14 protein-coding genes are annotated in these 18,979 nt (G+C 38.1%); 6 read left to right on the forward strand and 8 right to left on the reverse strand.

All coding sequences use genetic code 11. From position 1 onward, the window contains the following. Nucleotides 1-115 precede the first annotated feature (115 nt). Nucleotides 116-2,404 (reverse strand): bifunctional diguanylate cyclase/phosphodiesterase, encoded by a 2,289-nt coding sequence (locus tag CPS_RS20905; protein WP_011045379.1) that lies wholly within the window; start codon nucleotides 2,402-2,404, stop codon nucleotides 116-118. A gap of 430 nt (nucleotides 2,405-2,834) precedes the next feature. Between CPS_RS20905 and CPS_RS20910 the strand changes: the two genes are divergently transcribed. The 3 genes from CPS_RS20910 (at nucleotide 2,835) to CPS_RS20920 (ending at nucleotide 5,635) form a co-directional block, all read left to right on the forward strand. Next, nucleotides 2,835-3,710, forward strand: a complete 876-nt coding sequence (locus CPS_RS20910) for a helix-turn-helix domain-containing protein (RefSeq protein ID WP_011045380.1) — start codon at nucleotides 2,835-2,837, stop codon at nucleotides 3,708-3,710. Nucleotides 3,711-3,798: 88 nt separating this feature from the next. Next, complete coding sequence (locus CPS_RS20915) at nucleotides 3,799-4,662, forward strand: nuclear transport factor 2 family protein (RefSeq protein WP_011045381.1); 864 nt, start codon at nucleotides 3,799-3,801, stop codon at nucleotides 4,660-4,662. A 754-nt stretch (nucleotides 4,663-5,416) separates the two neighbouring features. Next, nucleotides 5,417-5,635: a TIGR02922 family protein gene (locus CPS_RS20920; RefSeq protein WP_011045382.1), complete on the forward strand. Its 219-nt coding sequence runs from the start codon at nucleotides 5,417-5,419 to the stop codon at nucleotides 5,633-5,635. 168 nt (nucleotides 5,636-5,803) lie between these two features. Here CPS_RS20920 and dsdC read toward each other — a convergent pair whose 3' ends face one another. Then, entirely contained in the window at nucleotides 5,804-6,763 is a 960-nt protein-coding gene (gene dsdC / locus CPS_RS20925; protein WP_011045383.1) for a DNA-binding transcriptional regulator DsdC, read from the reverse strand. A 228-nt stretch (nucleotides 6,764-6,991) separates the two neighbouring features. Here dsdC and CPS_RS20930 point away from each other — a divergent pair, with 228 nt between their 5' ends. Next, nucleotides 6,992-8,323 (forward strand): D-serine ammonia-lyase, encoded by a 1,332-nt coding sequence (locus CPS_RS20930; protein WP_011045384.1) that lies wholly within the window; start codon nucleotides 6,992-6,994, stop codon nucleotides 8,321-8,323. 386 nt (nucleotides 8,324-8,709) lie between these two features. On the opposite strand, the gene lhgO is transcribed toward CPS_RS20930, so the two are convergent. Both lhgO and glaH read right to left on the reverse strand, forming a co-directional pair. After that, nucleotides 8,710-9,909 carry an L-2-hydroxyglutarate oxidase gene (lhgO, locus tag CPS_RS20940; RefSeq protein ID WP_011045385.1) on the reverse strand — a complete coding sequence of 400 codons (1,200 nt, stop codon included), beginning with the start codon at nucleotides 9,907-9,909 and terminating at the stop codon, nucleotides 8,710-8,712. Between the two features lie 15 nt (nucleotides 9,910-9,924). Then, complete coding sequence (gene glaH / locus CPS_RS20945; protein ID WP_011045386.1) at nucleotides 9,925-10,887, reverse strand: glutarate dioxygenase GlaH; 963 nt, start codon at nucleotides 10,885-10,887, stop codon at nucleotides 9,925-9,927. A 449-nt stretch (nucleotides 10,888-11,336) separates the two neighbouring features. Here glaH and CPS_RS20950 point away from each other — a divergent pair, with 449 nt between their 5' ends. Next, nucleotides 11,337-12,218, forward strand: coding sequence for a LysR family transcriptional regulator (locus tag CPS_RS20950; protein ID WP_011045387.1), 882 nt, complete (start codon nucleotides 11,337-11,339; stop codon nucleotides 12,216-12,218). 113 nt (nucleotides 12,219-12,331) lie between these two features. Here CPS_RS20950 and CPS_RS20955 read toward each other — a convergent pair whose 3' ends face one another. The 3 genes from CPS_RS20955 to CPS_RS20965 all read right to left on the reverse strand — a co-directional run bounded on the left by CPS_RS20955 (nucleotide 12,332) and on the right by CPS_RS20965 (nucleotide 16,636). After that, the gene (locus tag CPS_RS20955) at nucleotides 12,332-13,687 is read right to left on the reverse strand and encodes an aspartate aminotransferase family protein (protein WP_011045388.1); all 1,356 of its coding nucleotides are present in this window, start codon (nucleotides 13,685-13,687) and stop codon (nucleotides 12,332-12,334) included. 80 nt (nucleotides 13,688-13,767) lie between these two features. Then, nucleotides 13,768-15,054, reverse strand: coding sequence for a 4-aminobutyrate--2-oxoglutarate transaminase (gabT, locus tag CPS_RS20960; RefSeq protein WP_011045389.1), 1,287 nt, complete (start codon nucleotides 15,052-15,054; stop codon nucleotides 13,768-13,770). A gap of 97 nt (nucleotides 15,055-15,151) precedes the next feature. Then, a complete protein-coding gene (locus CPS_RS20965) occupies nucleotides 15,152-16,636 on the reverse strand; it encodes an NAD-dependent succinate-semialdehyde dehydrogenase (RefSeq protein WP_011045390.1) in 1,485 nt (494 codons plus the stop codon). A gap of 105 nt (nucleotides 16,637-16,741) precedes the next feature. Here CPS_RS20965 and CPS_RS20970 point away from each other — a divergent pair, with 105 nt between their 5' ends. Beyond that, entirely contained in the window at nucleotides 16,742-17,665 is a 924-nt protein-coding gene (locus CPS_RS20970) for a LysR family transcriptional regulator (RefSeq protein ID WP_011045391.1), read from the forward strand. 108 nt (nucleotides 17,666-17,773) lie between these two features. Here CPS_RS20970 and CPS_RS20975 read toward each other — a convergent pair whose 3' ends face one another. Then, a complete protein-coding gene (locus CPS_RS20975; protein WP_011045392.1) occupies nucleotides 17,774-18,958 on the reverse strand; it encodes an acyl-CoA dehydrogenase in 1,185 nt (394 codons plus the stop codon). Between the last annotated feature and the right edge of the window lie 21 nt (nucleotides 18,959-18,979).

Genomic DNA, 18,979 nt, shown 5'->3' on the forward strand with positions numbered 1-18,979 from the left:
GTGAGTACTGATGTATCGCCTAAGATGAGTACAGGAGCAACTACTGCAGAAGGATAGATTAGTGAACGGTAACTAACAAAATCAGTTACAGGCTCAACAAACTCTTAATCATCAATTACTGTCCTGTTAATTTTCTACCTAATAATTTTGAAATTTGATTGGCACTAACGGGTTTACTAAAAAAATACCCCTGTGCATAATCGCAACCAAGCTCCTGAAGCATAGTCGCTTGTTCTTCGCTTTCAATACCTTCAGCTGTAATTTTATGCTCAAGGTTATGACCCATTTCAATCATCGAACCAACCAAAAGTTTTGCTTTATGGTCGACAAGAATGTCATCGATAAAATATTTATCAATTTTTAAGTAGTCTACATTAAGATGTTTCAGTGAGGCGAAGGATGAATAACCAACGCCGAAATCATCAATTGCCAGTAATATACCCAGCTCTTTTAAATGTTCAAAAACGGCAAGATTTTCTGGGTTAGTCTGTATCACCCCTTCAGTCACTTCTAGTTCAAGATCACCCGGCAACATTCCTGTTTCTTTAATAACACGCTTGATCAGTGGCACCAGATCACTATCAAGAAAATGACTTGGTGATATATTAACAGCTATTATAATTGAAGAAAAACCAGCTTCCTTCCACAACGTTGCCTGGTTACAAGCTGTTTTCAAGACCCATTCAGTGAGTGGTTTTATCATGCCGATTTGTTCGGCCATGCTGATAAAGTCTACTGGAGAAACCTGACCGAGCAGTGGATGATTCCAACGAGATAAAGCTTCAACGCCTATGATGTTGCCCGATTTAATATCAACTTTTGGTTGATAAACGAGTGACAATTGTTGTTGTTCTATCGCTTCTCTTAAATGTTGTTCTATTTTAAAACGGTATTCTGCTTTATCGGTTAGCTCTTTCTTATAAAAAGCAAACCTATTTTTTCCAAGATCCTTCGCCGCATACAGCGCAGTATCTGCTGCTTTTAATATAGTTTGCAGATCGATTCCATCGTCGGGATAGTGTGCAATACCAATGCTACAGGCTGGTGTAAACTTTCTTCCAGCTAGCTCTACAGGTTTTGATATCAGTTCAAGACAACGTTGCGCAACGTGAGCAGCACCGTAGTCATCCATCACATTATTAACGGCAATACAAAATTCATCGCCACTAAGGCGAGCAATATAATCAATTTCACGACATGCGCTTTTTAAACGCTGTGCAACTTTCTTAAGGAGTAAGTCTCCAACGTCATGCCCTAGGCTATCGTTAACCGTCTTAAAATTATCAAGATCGATATATAACAGGCCAAACTTATTTTTTTCACGTGCTGATATTTTTACTAACTCTTCAATGTTTATATAAAAATGGGGGCGGCTGGAAAGCTTAGTTAGCTCATCGGTATAGGCTAAGTTTTGAATACGTTTTTGATTTTGTTCTCGCTCCATGACAATACCAGCAAGTCGAGCTGCTGATGTAAGATCATTAGATTCTTGTTCGTTAGGCAATGCCGGATAGTCATGATACATACCAAAAGCTCCTAATACTTTTCCAGAAGAGCTTTTAATAGGTTCTGACCAACAACTGCGCATACCATAAGGAAGTGCTACGTACTTTAAGTCAGCCCACTTAGGATCAGTTGCAATATTTTCGACAAGTACTCGTTTTCCGGTATAAGTAGATGTACCGCAGGAGCCAACTTGTGGGCCATATTCAAGACCATGTACTGCTTTGCAATAAGATTTTGGTAGGCTAGGTGCACCCGCATGTAACAGCTTCCCCCCCTTTAATTCGAGCATTGAACAACGTAATCCAGAGTGACGCTCTTCGTACATTAACGCAATTTCAGCATAGATTTTAGAGGCGGGCTTGCCTTTGGCAATTAACTCAAGAATTTTGGTATTTCTTTCATTGAAAAATTCTGATTTTTTTTGTTGTGTTATATCAACATGGGTACCAATTAAACGTATTGTCTCATTATTCTCACCGCGGGTTACTTTAAAAGCACGAGAGCGAATAAAAACGTCATGGCCTACTTTATGGCGCATACGCATTTCAACTTCAAATGTGTCTACTTCCCCAGATAAGAATTTATGAACATTCTTTAGCACAAAATCTTTATCATCAACATGAACCATTGCAGCCCAGGTACTTAACGTATTTTCGAGCTCATGTTCACTGTAACCCAGCATACTTTTCCAGCGAGGGGAGTAATAAACATCATCCGTAGCTAAATCCCAATCCCACAGACCATCCGATGCACCTCGCATAGCCAGAGCAAAGCGCTCTTCACTATTAAGAAGTTCCGCGGTACGAACGTCTTTACTTAGATGTGCTGCGACAAGCTCTGAACGTAATTGCTCAATCTCTTTTTGTAGCTGTGTTTCTTTGTTCGCTATTTCTGTCATATATCCTCAAATCACTACATCAAATAATACAAACAGTTTGAGTTTTATTATTTGTAAAGCCTAACTAGGAAAAATGACATTCCTTCACATATTTAAACTAGCAAACAATGTTAAATACACAAAGCTGTATATTTGTGGTCAGAGCTGTTTATATTGGTTAAGGAATACGTATAGTACTTTCATTAACAATATTAATGATAGATGACTTTTGCTAGCTTGCTGATTTTACTATCTAATTATGGAACGATTGTAACTAAGATCTCCTAGTTACAATCTATTCATATGAAAACTTAGTTAAGTGGAAAGCTAAGCTTTAATTTTGTTAATTACTGCTAACGTTAATTTTATCGTCACCGTATCAATAAATCACTATACAAACGTGATTTATTATTTTAAAAGTAAGTTACCTAGAGAAGTAAATTAGTAATAGATGAACATACCAAAAGTGCAATTCAACCCCAAGGTTCATAAAAATATTGGGATAGAAATCATTGAATTATCTGATATCTATAAGCGCTCTGATGATGACCTTGAAAATTTTATTGCAAAACCACACCGTATAAAATTTCACAATATATTGTACATAACGCAAGGTCGCGGAACACACTTCATTGATTTCAATACCTATACTACTCAAGCTGGAAGTGTTGTTTTTATTAATAAAAACCAAGTTCACGCATTTGATTTAATCAACCAACCACAAGGTAAGCTGATTATTTTTACTGATGAATACCTTGATACTATTCTTACCACGATCAAAACGCCTTTATCCGCTCATAACTATCTACTTACCTCCTATTCGCCTACCTTTTCATTATCAAAAAAAATAAGAAACACCTGTGACGTACTGCTCACAGAGATTGAAAAGGAATATCAAGTAAAAGACCCTAATTTGAATTTCTTAAACTTAATATTTTCGGCGGTATTAACCAAGCTATCAAGTGAGCGAACTCGATCTTTTGAGCAATATTTGAGTGAATCTCGTACGGAAAAATTTATGACATTCATTGAGTTACTTGAAGTAAATTATACCAACACACGCGATGCAAAAATATATGCTGACATGTTGCATATGACGTATAAGTCGCTTAATCAAATCTGTAAGCTGGCAACAAAACAAACGACAAAGCAACTAATTGATGCGTATATCATTTTAGAAGCAAAGCGAAAGCTTTCAATTGAAAATATCCGCGTTCAGCAACTTGCTGACGAATTAGGCTTTGATGAGGTCACTAACTTCGTAAAGTACTTCAAAAAGAACACTCTTCTTACCCCTTCACAATTCAAAAAATTAAACCAAGGTTAGATATTTACCATTTTTATGCCTCAATTCACCTGAACAGTTACTAAGCAACAACATATAATTCCCTTATCTTATTTAGAAGGAAATAACGATGAAAAAAAGCTTTTTAACGACTGTCGTAGCAGGATTGTTAGCCATCACTGCCTGTAACGCCACCACTGTGAATTCGGAGATGAAGATGAATATATCAAATAAAGAAAAAGCCGTTGCCTTACTTAATAGTATTGAAACCGGTGACCAAACCGCTATTAGTTATGTAAATCCAGTAAAGTATACCCAGCACAACTTGGCTGTAGGAGATGGATTAGCTGGTTTTGGTGCTGTTTTACAAGCCTTACCTAAAAATAGTGCCAAGGTAAATGTAGCGCGTTCATTTACTGATGGGGAATATGTATTTACTCACAATGACTATAACTTTTTTGGCCCCAAAATTGGTTTTGATTTGTTTAGATTTGAAGACGGTTTGATTGTCGAGCACTGGGATAATTTAGACGATAAATCAGCAACACCAAATCCAAGCGGACGTAGCCAAATAGATGGTCCAACAACAGTGGATGATTTAGATAAGACAGATGAAAACAAAACATTAGTGGCAAACTTTGTTGATAGCATATTAGTTAAGGGGCAATTTGATCAATTAAGCGCCTTCTTTGAGGGCGATTTTTACCATCAGCATAATACGGTAATCGCCGACGGTTTATCCGGATTAGGTCAAGCGCTGGAAGCAATGGCGAAAAACGGCATTAAAATGGTCTATACCAAAAATCATAAGATACTCGGTGAAGGTAACTTTGTATTAAGTATCAGTGAAGGCTCTTTTGCCGATAAGCCGACTTCATTCTACGATTTATTCCGTGTTGAAAATGGAAAAATTGTTGAGCACTGGGATGTAATGGAAACGATTATTCCAAAAGAGCGATGGAAAAATACAAACGGTAAATTCGGTAATTTATAATTAATTTTTTTGAAATATTAAAGAGAGATATTGCGTACTTCAACACGATATCTTTCTTTAATCATTGTCTGAAATTAGCGTTTATATCCGCATCCTTACCATAGATAAACCAATACCATTTAGCCTCATCAGGGGCAATCAACAGTGTTTTCAGGGGGCAACGACGAGTCAAAGGGGAGAAGTATATTCCCATCACAAGTAAACATAATTGGTAGATTCCCAATGCTTACTATTGAGCCACAAGCCACTAACGTAAAACTAAACAAACAGTAATTAACTTTGCTAAGTAATTTTTCATATTAATACACTACAGCTTTTTGATGAAGAAAACTCAGTTGTGAATTGAGTTCTCAATTAGGTTCAACAGTGAATGCTGAAGATAACTTCATCACACAGTTCAAATTAATATTATGTAACATAATCAACTGGTTGACGAGTTACAGATGTCAGGCTATTTTACAGTTACTATATATTCGTCAAGGTATTTCCTTTATCATACTTAAATAGTTGACTATTATTAACTTGGCGTGTTTTGTGCTTTTTTTTTTAAAAATAACAAATGTAATAGTATCTAAATTATAAAAACATCAACGATAATCGTTGGTGTTTTTTGTTCTTATTATTAAGTAATATGAACTAAGGTCAGCTATTGATATAGATCTAAACAAATCTATAGCACCTATGAGATAATATCAGGCATTTATGTAAGGCATTTACTAAAAAATTCAATATGGAATAACTAAAAGAGAGTATTATGGAGCAAAGTTTAACCCAGGTAACCATCATTTATTATCAAGTAGAGTCACTTGAATTACTACATGAAGTGAAATCATTTCCAAAAAACCATCATGGCAGAGTTGTTTTACCTGCGGAGTTTAAAAAGGGTAAATCAATTATTGCAGTTTGTGAGGGTGAAATTACCATTTTAAATAAAGTAGGCGATCGTATTTTATCTGTTGGTAAAGTCGCATAAGAAAATTGTAGTCTCTAGTTCGGATAATAATAATATTGATAAGCTTTCAATCATCCCCAGTTGAAGCTTATCAACAAGTTTTTATTTACATACACAAAAACGCTCAAATATCTCTTCAGTAAGCTATTTCTAATTGATCTAATTATTAGGTCAGCGAGTATTCAAAAGTCACACAATAGATTCACCTCCTTCGTTTTGTACTTCATTTTTTAGCCATTCAATAAACAATTCTATTTTTGTGTTTTTATTATTAGGTAACGTAGCAACATAATACCGCTGTGGACACAGAATTTTTTTATCAATAAAGGGTTTAATCAACTCTCCTCTCTTAATTTGATTACTGATAAAACTCTCCCTACCCATTGCTACACCAGCATTATTCATAGCTGCGATAACGGCCAAATCTGAGCGGTCAAACCTGATACTCGCACTAGAGGCTAAGCAGTTTATATTGAAATTATTTGCCCATAATGCCCATTCATCTGTGTTGGAATCATATCCCCATGCTTGGTTATCATGTAACAACGTACACTGACTTAAATTATTAATCTTGCCTATTAAATCAAATTCTTCAGCGTACTCTGGGCTACATACCGGTACTATCGTCTCTGTCATAATATCTTGACAATATAACTTACTCGGTTGTTTTTCATCAAAATAAATTGCTACATCAATGCCATGTCCATGAAAGTTGATATTTTCATTTCCCGTCAAGATGTTGAGTGAAATAGCAGGGTATTGCTTTTGAAAACCGGCAATTCTAGGCACCAACCAGCATTGCGCAAAAGAAGGTCGAGAATAAACAGTTAACTCTCCAGAAATTTCATTGCTTTTTACCTCGAGTATTTCCTGATTTAAGCTACTAAATGAGGATTTTACCGCGATATAAATGCGTTCACCTTCCTTGGTTAACTCAATTTTTCGGTGTGAGCGTTTAAATAACAAAATACCTAATTCGCTCTCCAAGGCATTTATTCGATGAGATATGGCACTTGGCGTCATCGACAGCTCTTCCGCCGCAAGAGAGAAAGAACAGTGCCTAGCGGCCACTTCAAAGGTATGCATTTTAGACAGTTGAAAACTGCTTAACCGTTTATTGTTAGAGATAACATTGTCTTGAGTATACATAACGCAGGCTATTCCATAGACTATTTTCGACAAATTCAGACAATAACAATATCATCATGCACAACATAAAATAACTCAAATTGAATAATGTTATGCTTTTATAACGGTTTATATCTTCTTGTTTATATCTAACTCATGTGAAGTTGAATTATCATCATTTGTCAGTCAGTGACGATTATTGTTTAATACTATTAAGCACAACATCATAAAGCGGATTGAGAGGTCATAATGAACAACGATAACATTGCACAGCTAATAGCTGACTTTCCCCTCATAGAAAAAATGGTCGAACTAAAAGAGGTAAGCTGGTTTAACCCTAATATTACTTCGCTGCAAGAAGGCCTTCCTTATGTCGGACTTGATAACAATAATATTCAAGATGCCAGTGACCGATTAGCACGTTTTGCCCCCTACATGGTAAAGGCATTTCCCGAAACGGCGATAACCAATGGCATTATTGAATCTGACGTAGTTGAAATTTCAGCAATGAAATCGCAACTAGAGCAGCAATATGAAGTAGAAATTCAAGGTAAACTGCTGCTAAAAAAAGACAGTCACCTGCCCATTTCAGGTTCAATCAAAGCGCGTGGTGGCATTTATGAAGTATTGACACATGCTGAACAACTAGCAATAAAAGCAGAGGTGCTTGAGCTTTCAGATGATTACAGTAAGCTATTTACCGAAGAGTTTAAGTCCTTTTTTAGCCAGTACAGCATCGCTGTTGGTTCAACGGGAAACCTTGGTATGTCTATTGGTATTATGAGTGCAAAACTGGGTTTTTCAGTTAGCGTGCATATGTCTGCAGACGCGCGCCAATGGAAAAAAGAAAAACTCCGTGCTCATGGTGTTAATGTTGTTGAGTACAACGAAGACTACAGTGTGGCTGTAGAGCAAGGTCGCCAGGAAGCTGAAAATGATCCCAAGTGCTTCTTTATCGATGATGAAAACTCCCAAACACTCTTTTTAGGCTACTCCGTTGCCGGTGAAAGACTGAAACAACAGTTTGATGCTATGCATATTGTGGTAGATGAAAATAATCCACTATTTGTCTACCTGCCCTGCGGCGTCGGTGGTGGTCCTGGTGGCGTAGCATTTGGGCTGAAGATGGCTTTTGGTGACAACGTGCATTGTATATTTGCCGAGCCAACACATTCCCCTTGCATGTTACTTGGAATTCTCACTGGATTACATGATGGCATTGCCGTTCAAGATATCGGCATCGATAATATTACCGCTGCTGATGGCCTGGCTGTTGGAAGAGCTTCTGGCTTTGTTGGCCGGGCAATGGAAAGACTGTTAGATGGTTTTTATACCATCAGCGATCAGAGAATGTATGATCTGCTTGGGCTATTAAATAAGGTAGAAGGTATTCAATTAGAGCCATCGGCATTGGCTGGTATGTTAGGCCCTATTGTTGTAACTAATAATGATGAATATCTTAAGCGTATAAACATGAGCAATGAAAAATTGGTAAACGCAACACACCTTATTTGGGCAACGGGTGGCGGTATGGTTCCAGCGATAGAAATGGAAAAATATCTATCAAAAGCTGGCAGTTAATCTTATTGTGGTTCAATGAGCTAGGCGCTTCAATAATAATTGAAAAAGAGCAAGTTGCTCTTTTTTCATTTATACCCGTTCCACTTGTAGATGCTCGTTTCAGGAAGTCTGAGCGACTCATAATCAAGGCCTATTTTTTTATTAAGGGTTATTCAGGAGAATACGCTCCTGCATTCTCTAATAAGCTACATCCATGTAGCGTCCTTAAAAAGAAATGTAACGCAGAGTATGATTTGTTCAGCCTTCCCCAAGGGCTGGTTTAGAAACGCTTTATGCTGCGTTATTGATTTTGAGAAGGGAATAACCATTCTATTCAATCAATGCCTTGCCTAAAGGCGTTTCTAATTCCAGCTGAATCATGCTCCTTCAAGTGGAACGGGTATATATTATGAACAAAAATGTTCACTGACTTTATCAACAATATAACCACCAATGGGGATGGCCGAAGTCGCTGCTGGCGATGGCGCATTACAGACATTAATTGTTCGCTCGCTATTAGCAAACAAGAAATCATGCACTAAACTGCCATCATTCATTACTGCTTGCGCACGAATACCTGCAGGATATGATTTGAGATCTGATAGCTCTATTGAGGGGCAATATTTTCGCACCAAGGTTAAATAACCCTTTTTAAAGAGTGAATTTTTAAACTCAGTAATGCCAGAACTCAAGTTTTTCCCCAGTACTTTCCAGAAGCCAGCAAACATCACCATTTCTTTAATATCACGTAAGTTAATATTAATTTTGCCATAACCTTCTCGTTTAAAACCCAATACCGCATTGGGACCAACAGTGACGCTGCCATCAATCATCCGAGTTAAATGCACACCTAAAAAAGGTAATGTTGGATCAGGAATCGGATATATTAAGTGATTAACAATGGCGTTTTTATTCGCTGGCAACTGATAGTACTCACCACGAAACGGTACAATTTGAAAATCGACTTTAATATCTAACATTTTAACCACACGATCAGCCATTAAACCTGAACAGGTGATTAAGTAACGACTATAAAATTCACCTTGGTTTGAACTCACGCGAATCTCTTCTGCCGTTTCCTTTAACTGAGTTACTTTGGTATTTAGTCTGCATTCACCGCCCAAAGACTGAAATTCCTGCGCCATTTTAATGGTAATGAGTTGGTAATCGACAATGCCTGTCGATCTAACCAAAATAGCGCCAAGCCCAGTAATATTAGGCTCCTCAATTTTAAGTTGCTGCTTATCTAATAACTCCACTTCAATATTATTCTTTTGGCAGCGTTGATAAAGCGCCTCCATGCGCTTTACTTCTAATTCATTGGTGGCAACCAACAACTTACCGCATTGATTAAAAGGAATATTATGTTGCTGACAAAAATTGATAGTGGCATCTACCCCTGCTCGACAAAACTTAGCCTTTAAACTGCCAGGCTCATAATATACGCCAGCATGAATAACACCGCTATTATGTCCAGTTTGATGAGTGGCAAATTCACTTTCTTTTTCCAATAATAATACTTTTTTATCTGGATAGCGTTGTTGTAGCTGCCAAGCAGTCGATACACCAACAATACCACCGCCAATGATTATGTAGTCATAGATCATATAAATACCTTAGCTTTACGATTTCAGTTTTGCGTTTTCACAATAAGCACCGCGCTGACGCAGTAATTCACGATAAAGTCCTTTATCGGCAACAAATTTATCACGACCATGTAACCAAGCGTGATTATTCACCACTAACATACTGCCCACAGGAACACGGACATTAAAGGTATTTTGTTCTGCTTCTAATGATGTGCCCATTTCATATAAATACTGACCTTGACGCATATTTAAAGGTTCAGCAAATTGATCGATAAAAAGCATTTTAGGCCGACCATTATCATCTTCTTCAAAAAACACCGGATGTTGCATTTTATAGGTAATATTTTTACTCGCTGGCGATGTCCATTGAATGTCTTCTTTTGCCAACGGATGATTATAGAATTTTTCTAAATCTTGCCATTCATCTACATGCAATAACAAAGAATCACCGCCCGCCATATTCTCTTCCGCTATTTTTTGCATAATAACCCAGTCGGTGCGTTCCTCTACATAGGTACCATCATTGTGTAATTCCATACGTCGATGGGCTTGTCGTAAATAACTATCACTATTGTCTTCATTTTTTACGCTGAATCGCGCATAAAATTTGCCATACATAGCATCTAAATTAGGTACACCAATTAAGTGAGAAACAGCAGTCGATAATAAAATATTAAACTCAAGCTGATCAAATTCAGCCGCAACAGGCTCGCATTGCAACATAAAGGCACCCGTATCTCTATTCTTGATAATACCTAGCAGTAAGGCACCTAAAGTATCATTAGTGAGATGATTAAGAATACCCGCAACATGAAAACGCAAAAATGGCTTGTACTCTATCGCCTGCACTCCTAACGGTAATGCCTGTTCAATAAATCCTTTTACTGTTTCAGAGCTCAGCTTTATCACTTGTAAACGTGGATTCGCTGCAAATGGAGCTACCGAAAAGCCATATGGAATTGATTCATTGTTTAATTTTATTGCTGATGTATTCATTCTATCACCCTCTTATGCTTTTGATTTAAAACCAATACCCATGCTATTCCAAGATGCAGGATTCAACGAGAATTAAAAGGCTTATAGGCAAGGCATTAATTGAAGAGAATAGTTATTCTATTGTCAAAATTAATAACGCGGCATATACGCCTTTTAAACTCGCCATGCAGGGGCTACAGAGAAAACCATCCTCATCGTTGCATCTATTATTAAGGGACTAACCATTAATAAAAGATGCGCCTTGATCAAGAATTTCTCTGTAGTCCTGAAACTCGCATCTTGAAGTAGCATGTGTATAGATAGTCGTGTTAGTAAATTGCTAACTACTGCTAGCTTCACTGTAATTTTTATTGGTCTTCATTAGTGTTTTACTCTATCTAGAAAGCGAGAATAAATATAATATATAGTTTTTATAATTTTCATAACTTTTACTTATCGATGACGTTACTATGAATTTAAAGCGCCTTGAATATTTTTGTCAATTAGCCGTGTTGGGCAACTTTACTCGGGCTGCACATAAAATTGGCATTGCTCAACCAGCACTGACCATTGCGATTCAAAAACTAGAACAAGAAGTTGGATTGAAGTTAATTAATCGGGCTGAAAAAAACGCATTATTAACCGCTGAAGGTGAAGTATTATATAAACTGGCAACCCAGTTATTAAGCCAAGCAAAACAGCTTGAATTAGAATTAGAAGAACTCAAAGACCTAGAGCAAGGCACTATTCGATTTGGTGTTTCCGCTATGATGGGCTCTTATTACTTCCCCAAAGTACTAGCAACATTTAAACAAAAGTATCCAAAAATAAAAATGCATTTGGTTGATCAAGGCACAGCTGCACTTGAGAAAATGTTACTCAATGGCGAACTTGATTTAGCCTTAGTTCGCAGTGATTCAGAGAACCCACAACTGCGCTACACTGAGCTTTTTAATGAGGAGGTTGTTGCAGCCATGGCCAGCTCTCATCCGCTAGCTAATGAGCAAAGCATATCACTCGCACAATTTTGTCAGCAGCCATTGGTACTATTTCATGAAGGGTATTTCTTGCGTGAAGTCATTAGTCAATATTCAAAAAAAAATCACTTAGCCTTAGATATTCGTATGGAAACGAATCTTATTGAACTGCAAAAATCATTGGTGCGTAGTGAGGTGGGAATTACCACTTGTCTATCGCGTATTTTACAAAACGAACAGCAGATGACATCAACTCCCTTTGAGCCAAAAATTGAATTTAAGCTGAGTTTGGCATGGAAAAAAAATCACTACCTCTCTAAAGCCAGTAAAGCTTTTATGACACATTTAAGCTCAACGCTTGATCCTATGGGCTAAACTTGAAAAATTGGCTCTCAACTGCAGAGAACGATGAATTCAAAGCCCCATATAAAAAAGCCACTACTGATGAGTAGTGGCTTTCTTTATACAAAATCTAAACTAATTTGAATTTAGATAAGGTTATAGAACCTTGCTGTATCGTCTAATGTCTTTTTAGCTTTCTCTATTAACTCATCAATTTCGGCTTTGGTAATAACCAAAGGTGGTGAGATAACCATGATGTCGCCACATGAACGCATAATTAAGCCATTATCCATTGAATAATCACGACAAACACCACCACCAGCGGCATTAGGGGCTAAACGTTCTTTAGTTGCCTTATCTTTAACAAGTTCAATTGCTGCAACCATGCCTAAACCACGCGCTTCACCCACAATAGGATGGTCTGCAAGTTCTTGCCAGCGTTGCTGTAAGTAAGGTGATATTTCACTTTTAACTTGATCAACAATACCTTCTGATTCTAAAATTTCGATATTTTTTAGTGCGACAGCCGCCGCTACCGGATGACCTGAATAAGTGTAACCATGGTTAAAATCGGCACCTTCTCCGATCACTACATCAGCAACTTTATCTGAAATGATAACGCCGCCAATAGGCAAATAACCTGAAGACATTCCTTTAGCGATAGTAATCATGTCTGGTTTTAAATCAAAGTATTCACTCGCGAACCATTCGCCTGTACGACCAAAACCTGAAATAACTTCGTCTAAAATAAAGAGAATATCGTACTTGGCTAGAATTCTTTTAATTTCAGGCCAGTAGCTATCTGGAGGTGTTATAACCCCACCAGCACCTTGGAAAGGTTCTGCAATAAAAGCAGCAACGTTCTCTTCGCCTACTTCTAATATTTTAGCTTCCAATGATTGGGCTGCTTTAAGTCCAAATTCATCTTGAGACAAATCGCCACCTTCAGCAAACCAATAAGGTTGATCAACATGCACAATACCATCAATAGGTAAGTCACCTTGTTCATGCATATAACCCATTCCACCTAGGCTTGCCGCAGCAACAGTAGAACCATGATACGCATTTTTACGACTGATAAAGGTTTTCTTCGTTGGTTTGCCTTTTAAGTCCCAGTATCTACGCACCATTCTAAAGTTTGTGTCATTCGCATCAGAGCCTGAGCCAGTAAAAAATACTTTATTCATATGAGCAGGCGCAAGAGAAGCTATTTTTGCTGCCAGGTTAGTTGCTGGTGCCGTGGTTGTTTTAAAGAACAAGTTGTAATAAGGCAGTTCTGTCATTTGTTGACTTGCTGCTTCAACGAGCTCTTTACGACCATAACCAATATTTACACACCACAAACCCGCCATACCATCGAGATATTTTTTACCATTATCTTCATAGATATAAACACCTTCCGCTTTAGATATTAATTTAATACCTTTTTCTGCTAGCTCTTTATTATCACTAAATGGTTGAAAGTGATGTGCTGTATTTTTCTGCTGAAATTCTGATTTCATAACATAACCTTTTAATTTTTATTATAAATTATCCGCTCTATGAGAGCGGTCTGTTTAAAACGTTTTTTAAAAATTACACTCTACTTAGCAAGCTCTTTGAACATGTTTTCGAACGCATCTAAGCCTTCTGTTAATACTTCATCTGTGATGGTTAGTGGTGGTAAGAAACGGATAACATTTCCGTAAAAACCACACGCAAGCAATACCAAACCATTTTTAGCCGCATGAGCGATAATCGCTTGGGTTAATTCAGTATTTGGTTGCTCTGCATCACCGTTTTGGATTAATTCCATGGCAATCATTGAACCTTGATTACGTACTTCTAAAACTAGTTCAGGGAATGCCGTTTTTAACTGGCTTAAACGGTGGTTAAATTGTTCACCAATGTGTGCTGAACGCTCAACTAAACTTTCTTCTTCGATAATATCTAAAACCGCTAAAGCTGCAGCACAAGCGACAGGAGAACCACCATAAGTTCCGCCTAAACCACCTGGCAATGGTGCATCCATCACTTCACTTTTACCCACAACGGCTGCGATTGGGAAACCACCCGCAATGCCTTTTGCCATGGTCATTAAATCTGCTTCAACCCCTGAATGTTCAAAAGCAAACATTTTACCGGTACGGCCAAAGCCCGTTTGGATCTCATCAGCAATTAACATAATTCCATGCTGATCACAGAGTTGACGTAAGGCTTGCAAAAATTCAGTAGGTGCCGCATAAAAACCGCCCTCACCTTGTACAGGTTCAACAATAATGGCTGCAACATCGCTAGGTGCGATATCGACTTTAAATAAATTCTCTAGGGCTTTTAACGATTGCTTAACCGTAATGTCATGGCATTCGATTGGGAATGGGGCATGAAAAATATCACCAGGAAATGGGCCAAATAAGTTTTTATAAGGTGTGATTTTACCTGTTAGCGCCATGGTTAAGTTGGTACGTCCGTGAAAACCACCATTAAAGGCAATAACACCACGACGACCAGTATGGGCACGAGCAATTTTCACACAGTTCTCAACGGCTTCAGCACCTGTTGAAACAAATATCGCTTTTTTCTCAGAATCACCAGGGGCGATATCGATTAGTTTTTCTGCTAATTCAACAGCAACTTCATAAGGGTTAACCATGACACAAGTATGACTAAATTTATCTAACTGTGCTTTTGCAGCAGCGACAACTTTTGGGTGACTATGACCGGTATTACACACCGCAATACCCGCACCAAAGTCGATATAGCGATTACCTTCTACATCCCATATTTCTGAGTTTTCTGCACGCTCTACATACACTGGATACATATTGCCTTGGCCACGAGCGATCACTTTAGTCTTTCTGTTTTGTAATTCTTGATTTGATGTTGTCATTGTATTGTCTCTAAATTCTTTTCTAAATGGTGAGAGAGACACTTTTGTATAACTCTCTCGACATAATATAAATTGGGTTAAACTTGCCTAAACGAGGCTATTTATCTAAACCGCCCATACATAGGTATTTAATTTCTAAGTAATCGTCTAAGCCGTATTTTGAACCTTCGCGGCCGTTACCTGATTGTTTAACACCACCAAATGGAGCAGCAGCGTTAGAAATAATGCCTTCATTAATACCTACCATGCCAAACTCAAGCCCTTCAGCTACTCGCCAAACCGTTCCAATGTCGCGAGAATAGAAATACGCCGCTAAGCCGTATTCTGTATCGTTGGCAAGTTCAATCGCTTCTTCTTCAGTTTCAAAAGCAATAATAGGTGAAACTGGACCAAAAATTTCATTGGCTGCAATGGGCATATCATTGGTCACGCCAGTTAGGATTGTTGGCTGATAGAACAGTTCACCTGCTTCTGAACGCTGTCCGCCAAAGGCAACTTTTGCACCTGCCGCAATAGAGTCAGCAACCAGTTTTTCAACATCACAAACCGCTTTATCTGAAATCATTGGGCCAAGGTTAACGCCCTCGACTAAACCATCACCAATGTGCAATTCAGCTACTGCATTTTTGAATTTTTCGGTAAATTCTTCTAATACGCCTTGTTGTACAAGAATACGATTGGTACAAACACACGTTTGACCTGCATTACGGTATTTAGAAATAATCGCACCTTGTACCGCAGCATCAATATCGGCATCGTTAAAAACAATAAAGGGTGCATTACCACCTAATTCCATTGATACTTTTTTCACGGTTGTTGCACATTGAGTTAATAATAATTTGCCAACGCCAGTCGAACCGGTGAAAGTGAATTTTGCAACATCAGGATGTTGTGTTAATACTTGCCCCATGCCGCGAGAGTTACTACCAACAACAACGTTAAATACGCCAGCAGGAATACCTGCTCGCTCTGCTAATTCAGCCATTGCTAATGCCGACAACGGTGTAGATTCAGACGGTCTAACCACAAAAGTACAACCTGCAGCTAACGCCGCCGCCGCTTTACGGGCGATCATCGCATTTGGGAAGTTCCATGGGGTAATAGAAGCAACTACGCCAACGGGCTGCTTAATAACAACAATTTTTTTATCACTCGAAAGCGCAGGGATGGTATCGCCGTAAACGCGTTTACCTTCTTCAGCAAACCATTCTAAAAATGCCGCACCGTAGGCAATTTCACCTTTAGCTTCAGCTAGAGGTTTACCTTGCTCTAACGTTAGGATACGTCCTAGGTCATCTTGATTTTCCATTACTAAATTAAACCAGTTACGTAACAGAGTTGCACGTTCGTTGGCCGATTTAGCTGACCACATTTTTAATGCACCTTTGGCAGCAGACACCGCCAATTCAGTTTCGGCTACATCAGCATTACTCACTTGAGCAACAACTTCCCCAGTCGATGGGTTGATTACTGGGAATTGTGTTTCACTACTATGCCAACTGCCGTTAATATATGAAAATGGTTTGATAAGCTGGCTGTCTTTTATGCCCGCGGCTTCTAAATTACAAGTAACTTCAGTCATGGTTTTATCTCGCTAGTTATTTAATAAACAATAACGGTATTGAAACCTAGTTTTAATTAAGGTTAAATACAAAACAATAAACCTTTAGTTTGAAGTAGACAAAACATGTATAAACACTCGATTATTCCTAAACCAGTTAGTGAATATGATTTACGTTTGCTGCGTATTTTCATCTCAGTAGTAGAACATGGCGGATTTTCATCGGCAGCTAATGCCTTAGGAATAACGCGCTCTACCATCAGTGTGCATATGTCTAATTTAGAAACTCGCATGAAATTAAAATTGTGTTTACGTGGCCGTGGAGGATTTTCTTTAACTGAAGATGGTCAGGCTGTTTACCAAGCCGTACTTGATTTATTTGCCACAATGGATGATTTTTCTTTATTAATTGATAGCTTAGGCAGTGAATTAAGTGGCGAATTAATTATTTTATGTGCGGATCAACTTGATGAAAGCAAACAGCATAAAATGGCGCAAGTGATTAAAAAGATAAACGATGCCTCACCTAATTTGCACCTAGTGTTAGATGGTGACTCTATCTCAAATATAGAGAAGGCTCTGCTAAAAGATAAAGCTCACATCGCTTTGTTTCCAAGCTATCAACAAATCGAAGGTTTGCAATACCAACCGCTATTTAGCGAATCTATTTATCTATGTTGTGGCAAGCAGCACCCTTTCTTTAATCAAGTCGATACGGCTATATCTGAAGAAATATTAGGGCAAGCCGCTGCTATACACCCAGGCATCAATATAGATTTAGCTGGTAAACAACAATTAGAAAAACTTAACTTATCTGCAAAGTCTTATCAATTTGATACCCGTAAGGCCATGATTCTATCTGGCTGTTATATAGGTTTTATGCAACAAAGTTTTATTCAAGCAGAACTAAACCGTGGCGAGATCAGAATAATAAAACCCAACAGTCATCATTATCAATTTAGGTTATCTTTAGTTAGTAAGAAAACCCCCAGAGAAGTCAAAAAAGTTGAGTTATTAACGAATGTATTTTCCCAAGTATTTGAGCTATAAAAGTTCGTGGGAATTTATCTATATGAATACATTCTGCCTCGCGTATAAAAAAGGGGCATACCCGATGGTATAACCCCTGTTCACTTATTTAACTATAATGGTATTAGTTTAGTAAAATGCTTGTAAACCCGTTTGAGCACGACCGAGTATTAAACCATGTACATCATACGTCCCTTCATAGGTATTTACCGTTTCTAAGTTAACCATATGACGAATAACATGAAACTCATCTGAAATACCGTTGCCGCCGTGCATATCACGCGCCATACGAGCAATATCAAGTGATTTACCACAGTTGTTACGTTTAACCATTGATATCATGGTTGGGTCCCACTTTTTGGTATCAATAATACGACCAACACGTAGTGATGCCTGTAAACCTAACGAGATTTCGGTTTGCATATTAGCGAGTTTAGTTTGGAATAACTGTGTTTGTGCCAGCGGACGTTTAAATTGAATACGATCTAAACCGTACTGACGTGCACCATGCCAACAGAACTCAGCAGCGCCCAATGCCCCCCAAGAAATACCATATCTCGCCATATTTAAACAACCAAATGGTCCAGCTAAACCGCGTATTTCAGGAAACATATTTTCTTCTGGCACAAAAACGTTATCCATTACGATTTCACCCGTAATTGAGGTACGTAAAGATATTTTACCTTCAATTTTTGGCGCTGATAAACCTGCCATGCCTTTTTCTAGCACAAAACCACAAATTTGATTTCCTTCAGCTTCATTTTTTGCCCACACTACAAAAACATCGGCGATAGGTGAATTGGTAATCCACATTTTTGAGCCCGTTAAACGATAACCGCCATCTACTTTCTTAGCGCGAGTGATCATACTTGAAGGATCAGAACCTGAACCTGGCTCGGTTAAACCAAAACAACCTATGTATTCACCCGTAGCAAGCTTAGGTAAATATTTTTCTTTTTGTTCAGTAGTACCGTACGCATTAATTGGATGCATAACTAATGAGGATTGCACGCTCATTGCACTTCTATAACCACTGTCTACTCGTTCTACTTCACGGGCGACTAAGCCATAACTTACGTAATTAACACCTGAACAACCATAACCATCAATGGTTGCACCTAATAACCCAAGCTCACCAAACTGACGCATGATATTTGGATCAAAGTCCTCATTACGGTTAGCCATTAATACACCAGGCATTAACTCTTCTTGGCAAAAGGTATGTGCCATATCACGCACCATTCGTTCATCTTCTGATAATTGGTCGTTAAGTAGAAGTATGTCATCCCAATTGTTTAGTACTGAATTTGTCATGTTATTCCTCCGTTATAAAAT

It is taken from the genome of Colwellia psychrerythraea 34H (assembly GCF_000012325.1).
In the GTDB taxonomy this organism is placed as follows: Bacteria; Pseudomonadota; Gammaproteobacteria; order Enterobacterales; family Alteromonadaceae; genus Colwellia; species Colwellia psychrerythraea_A.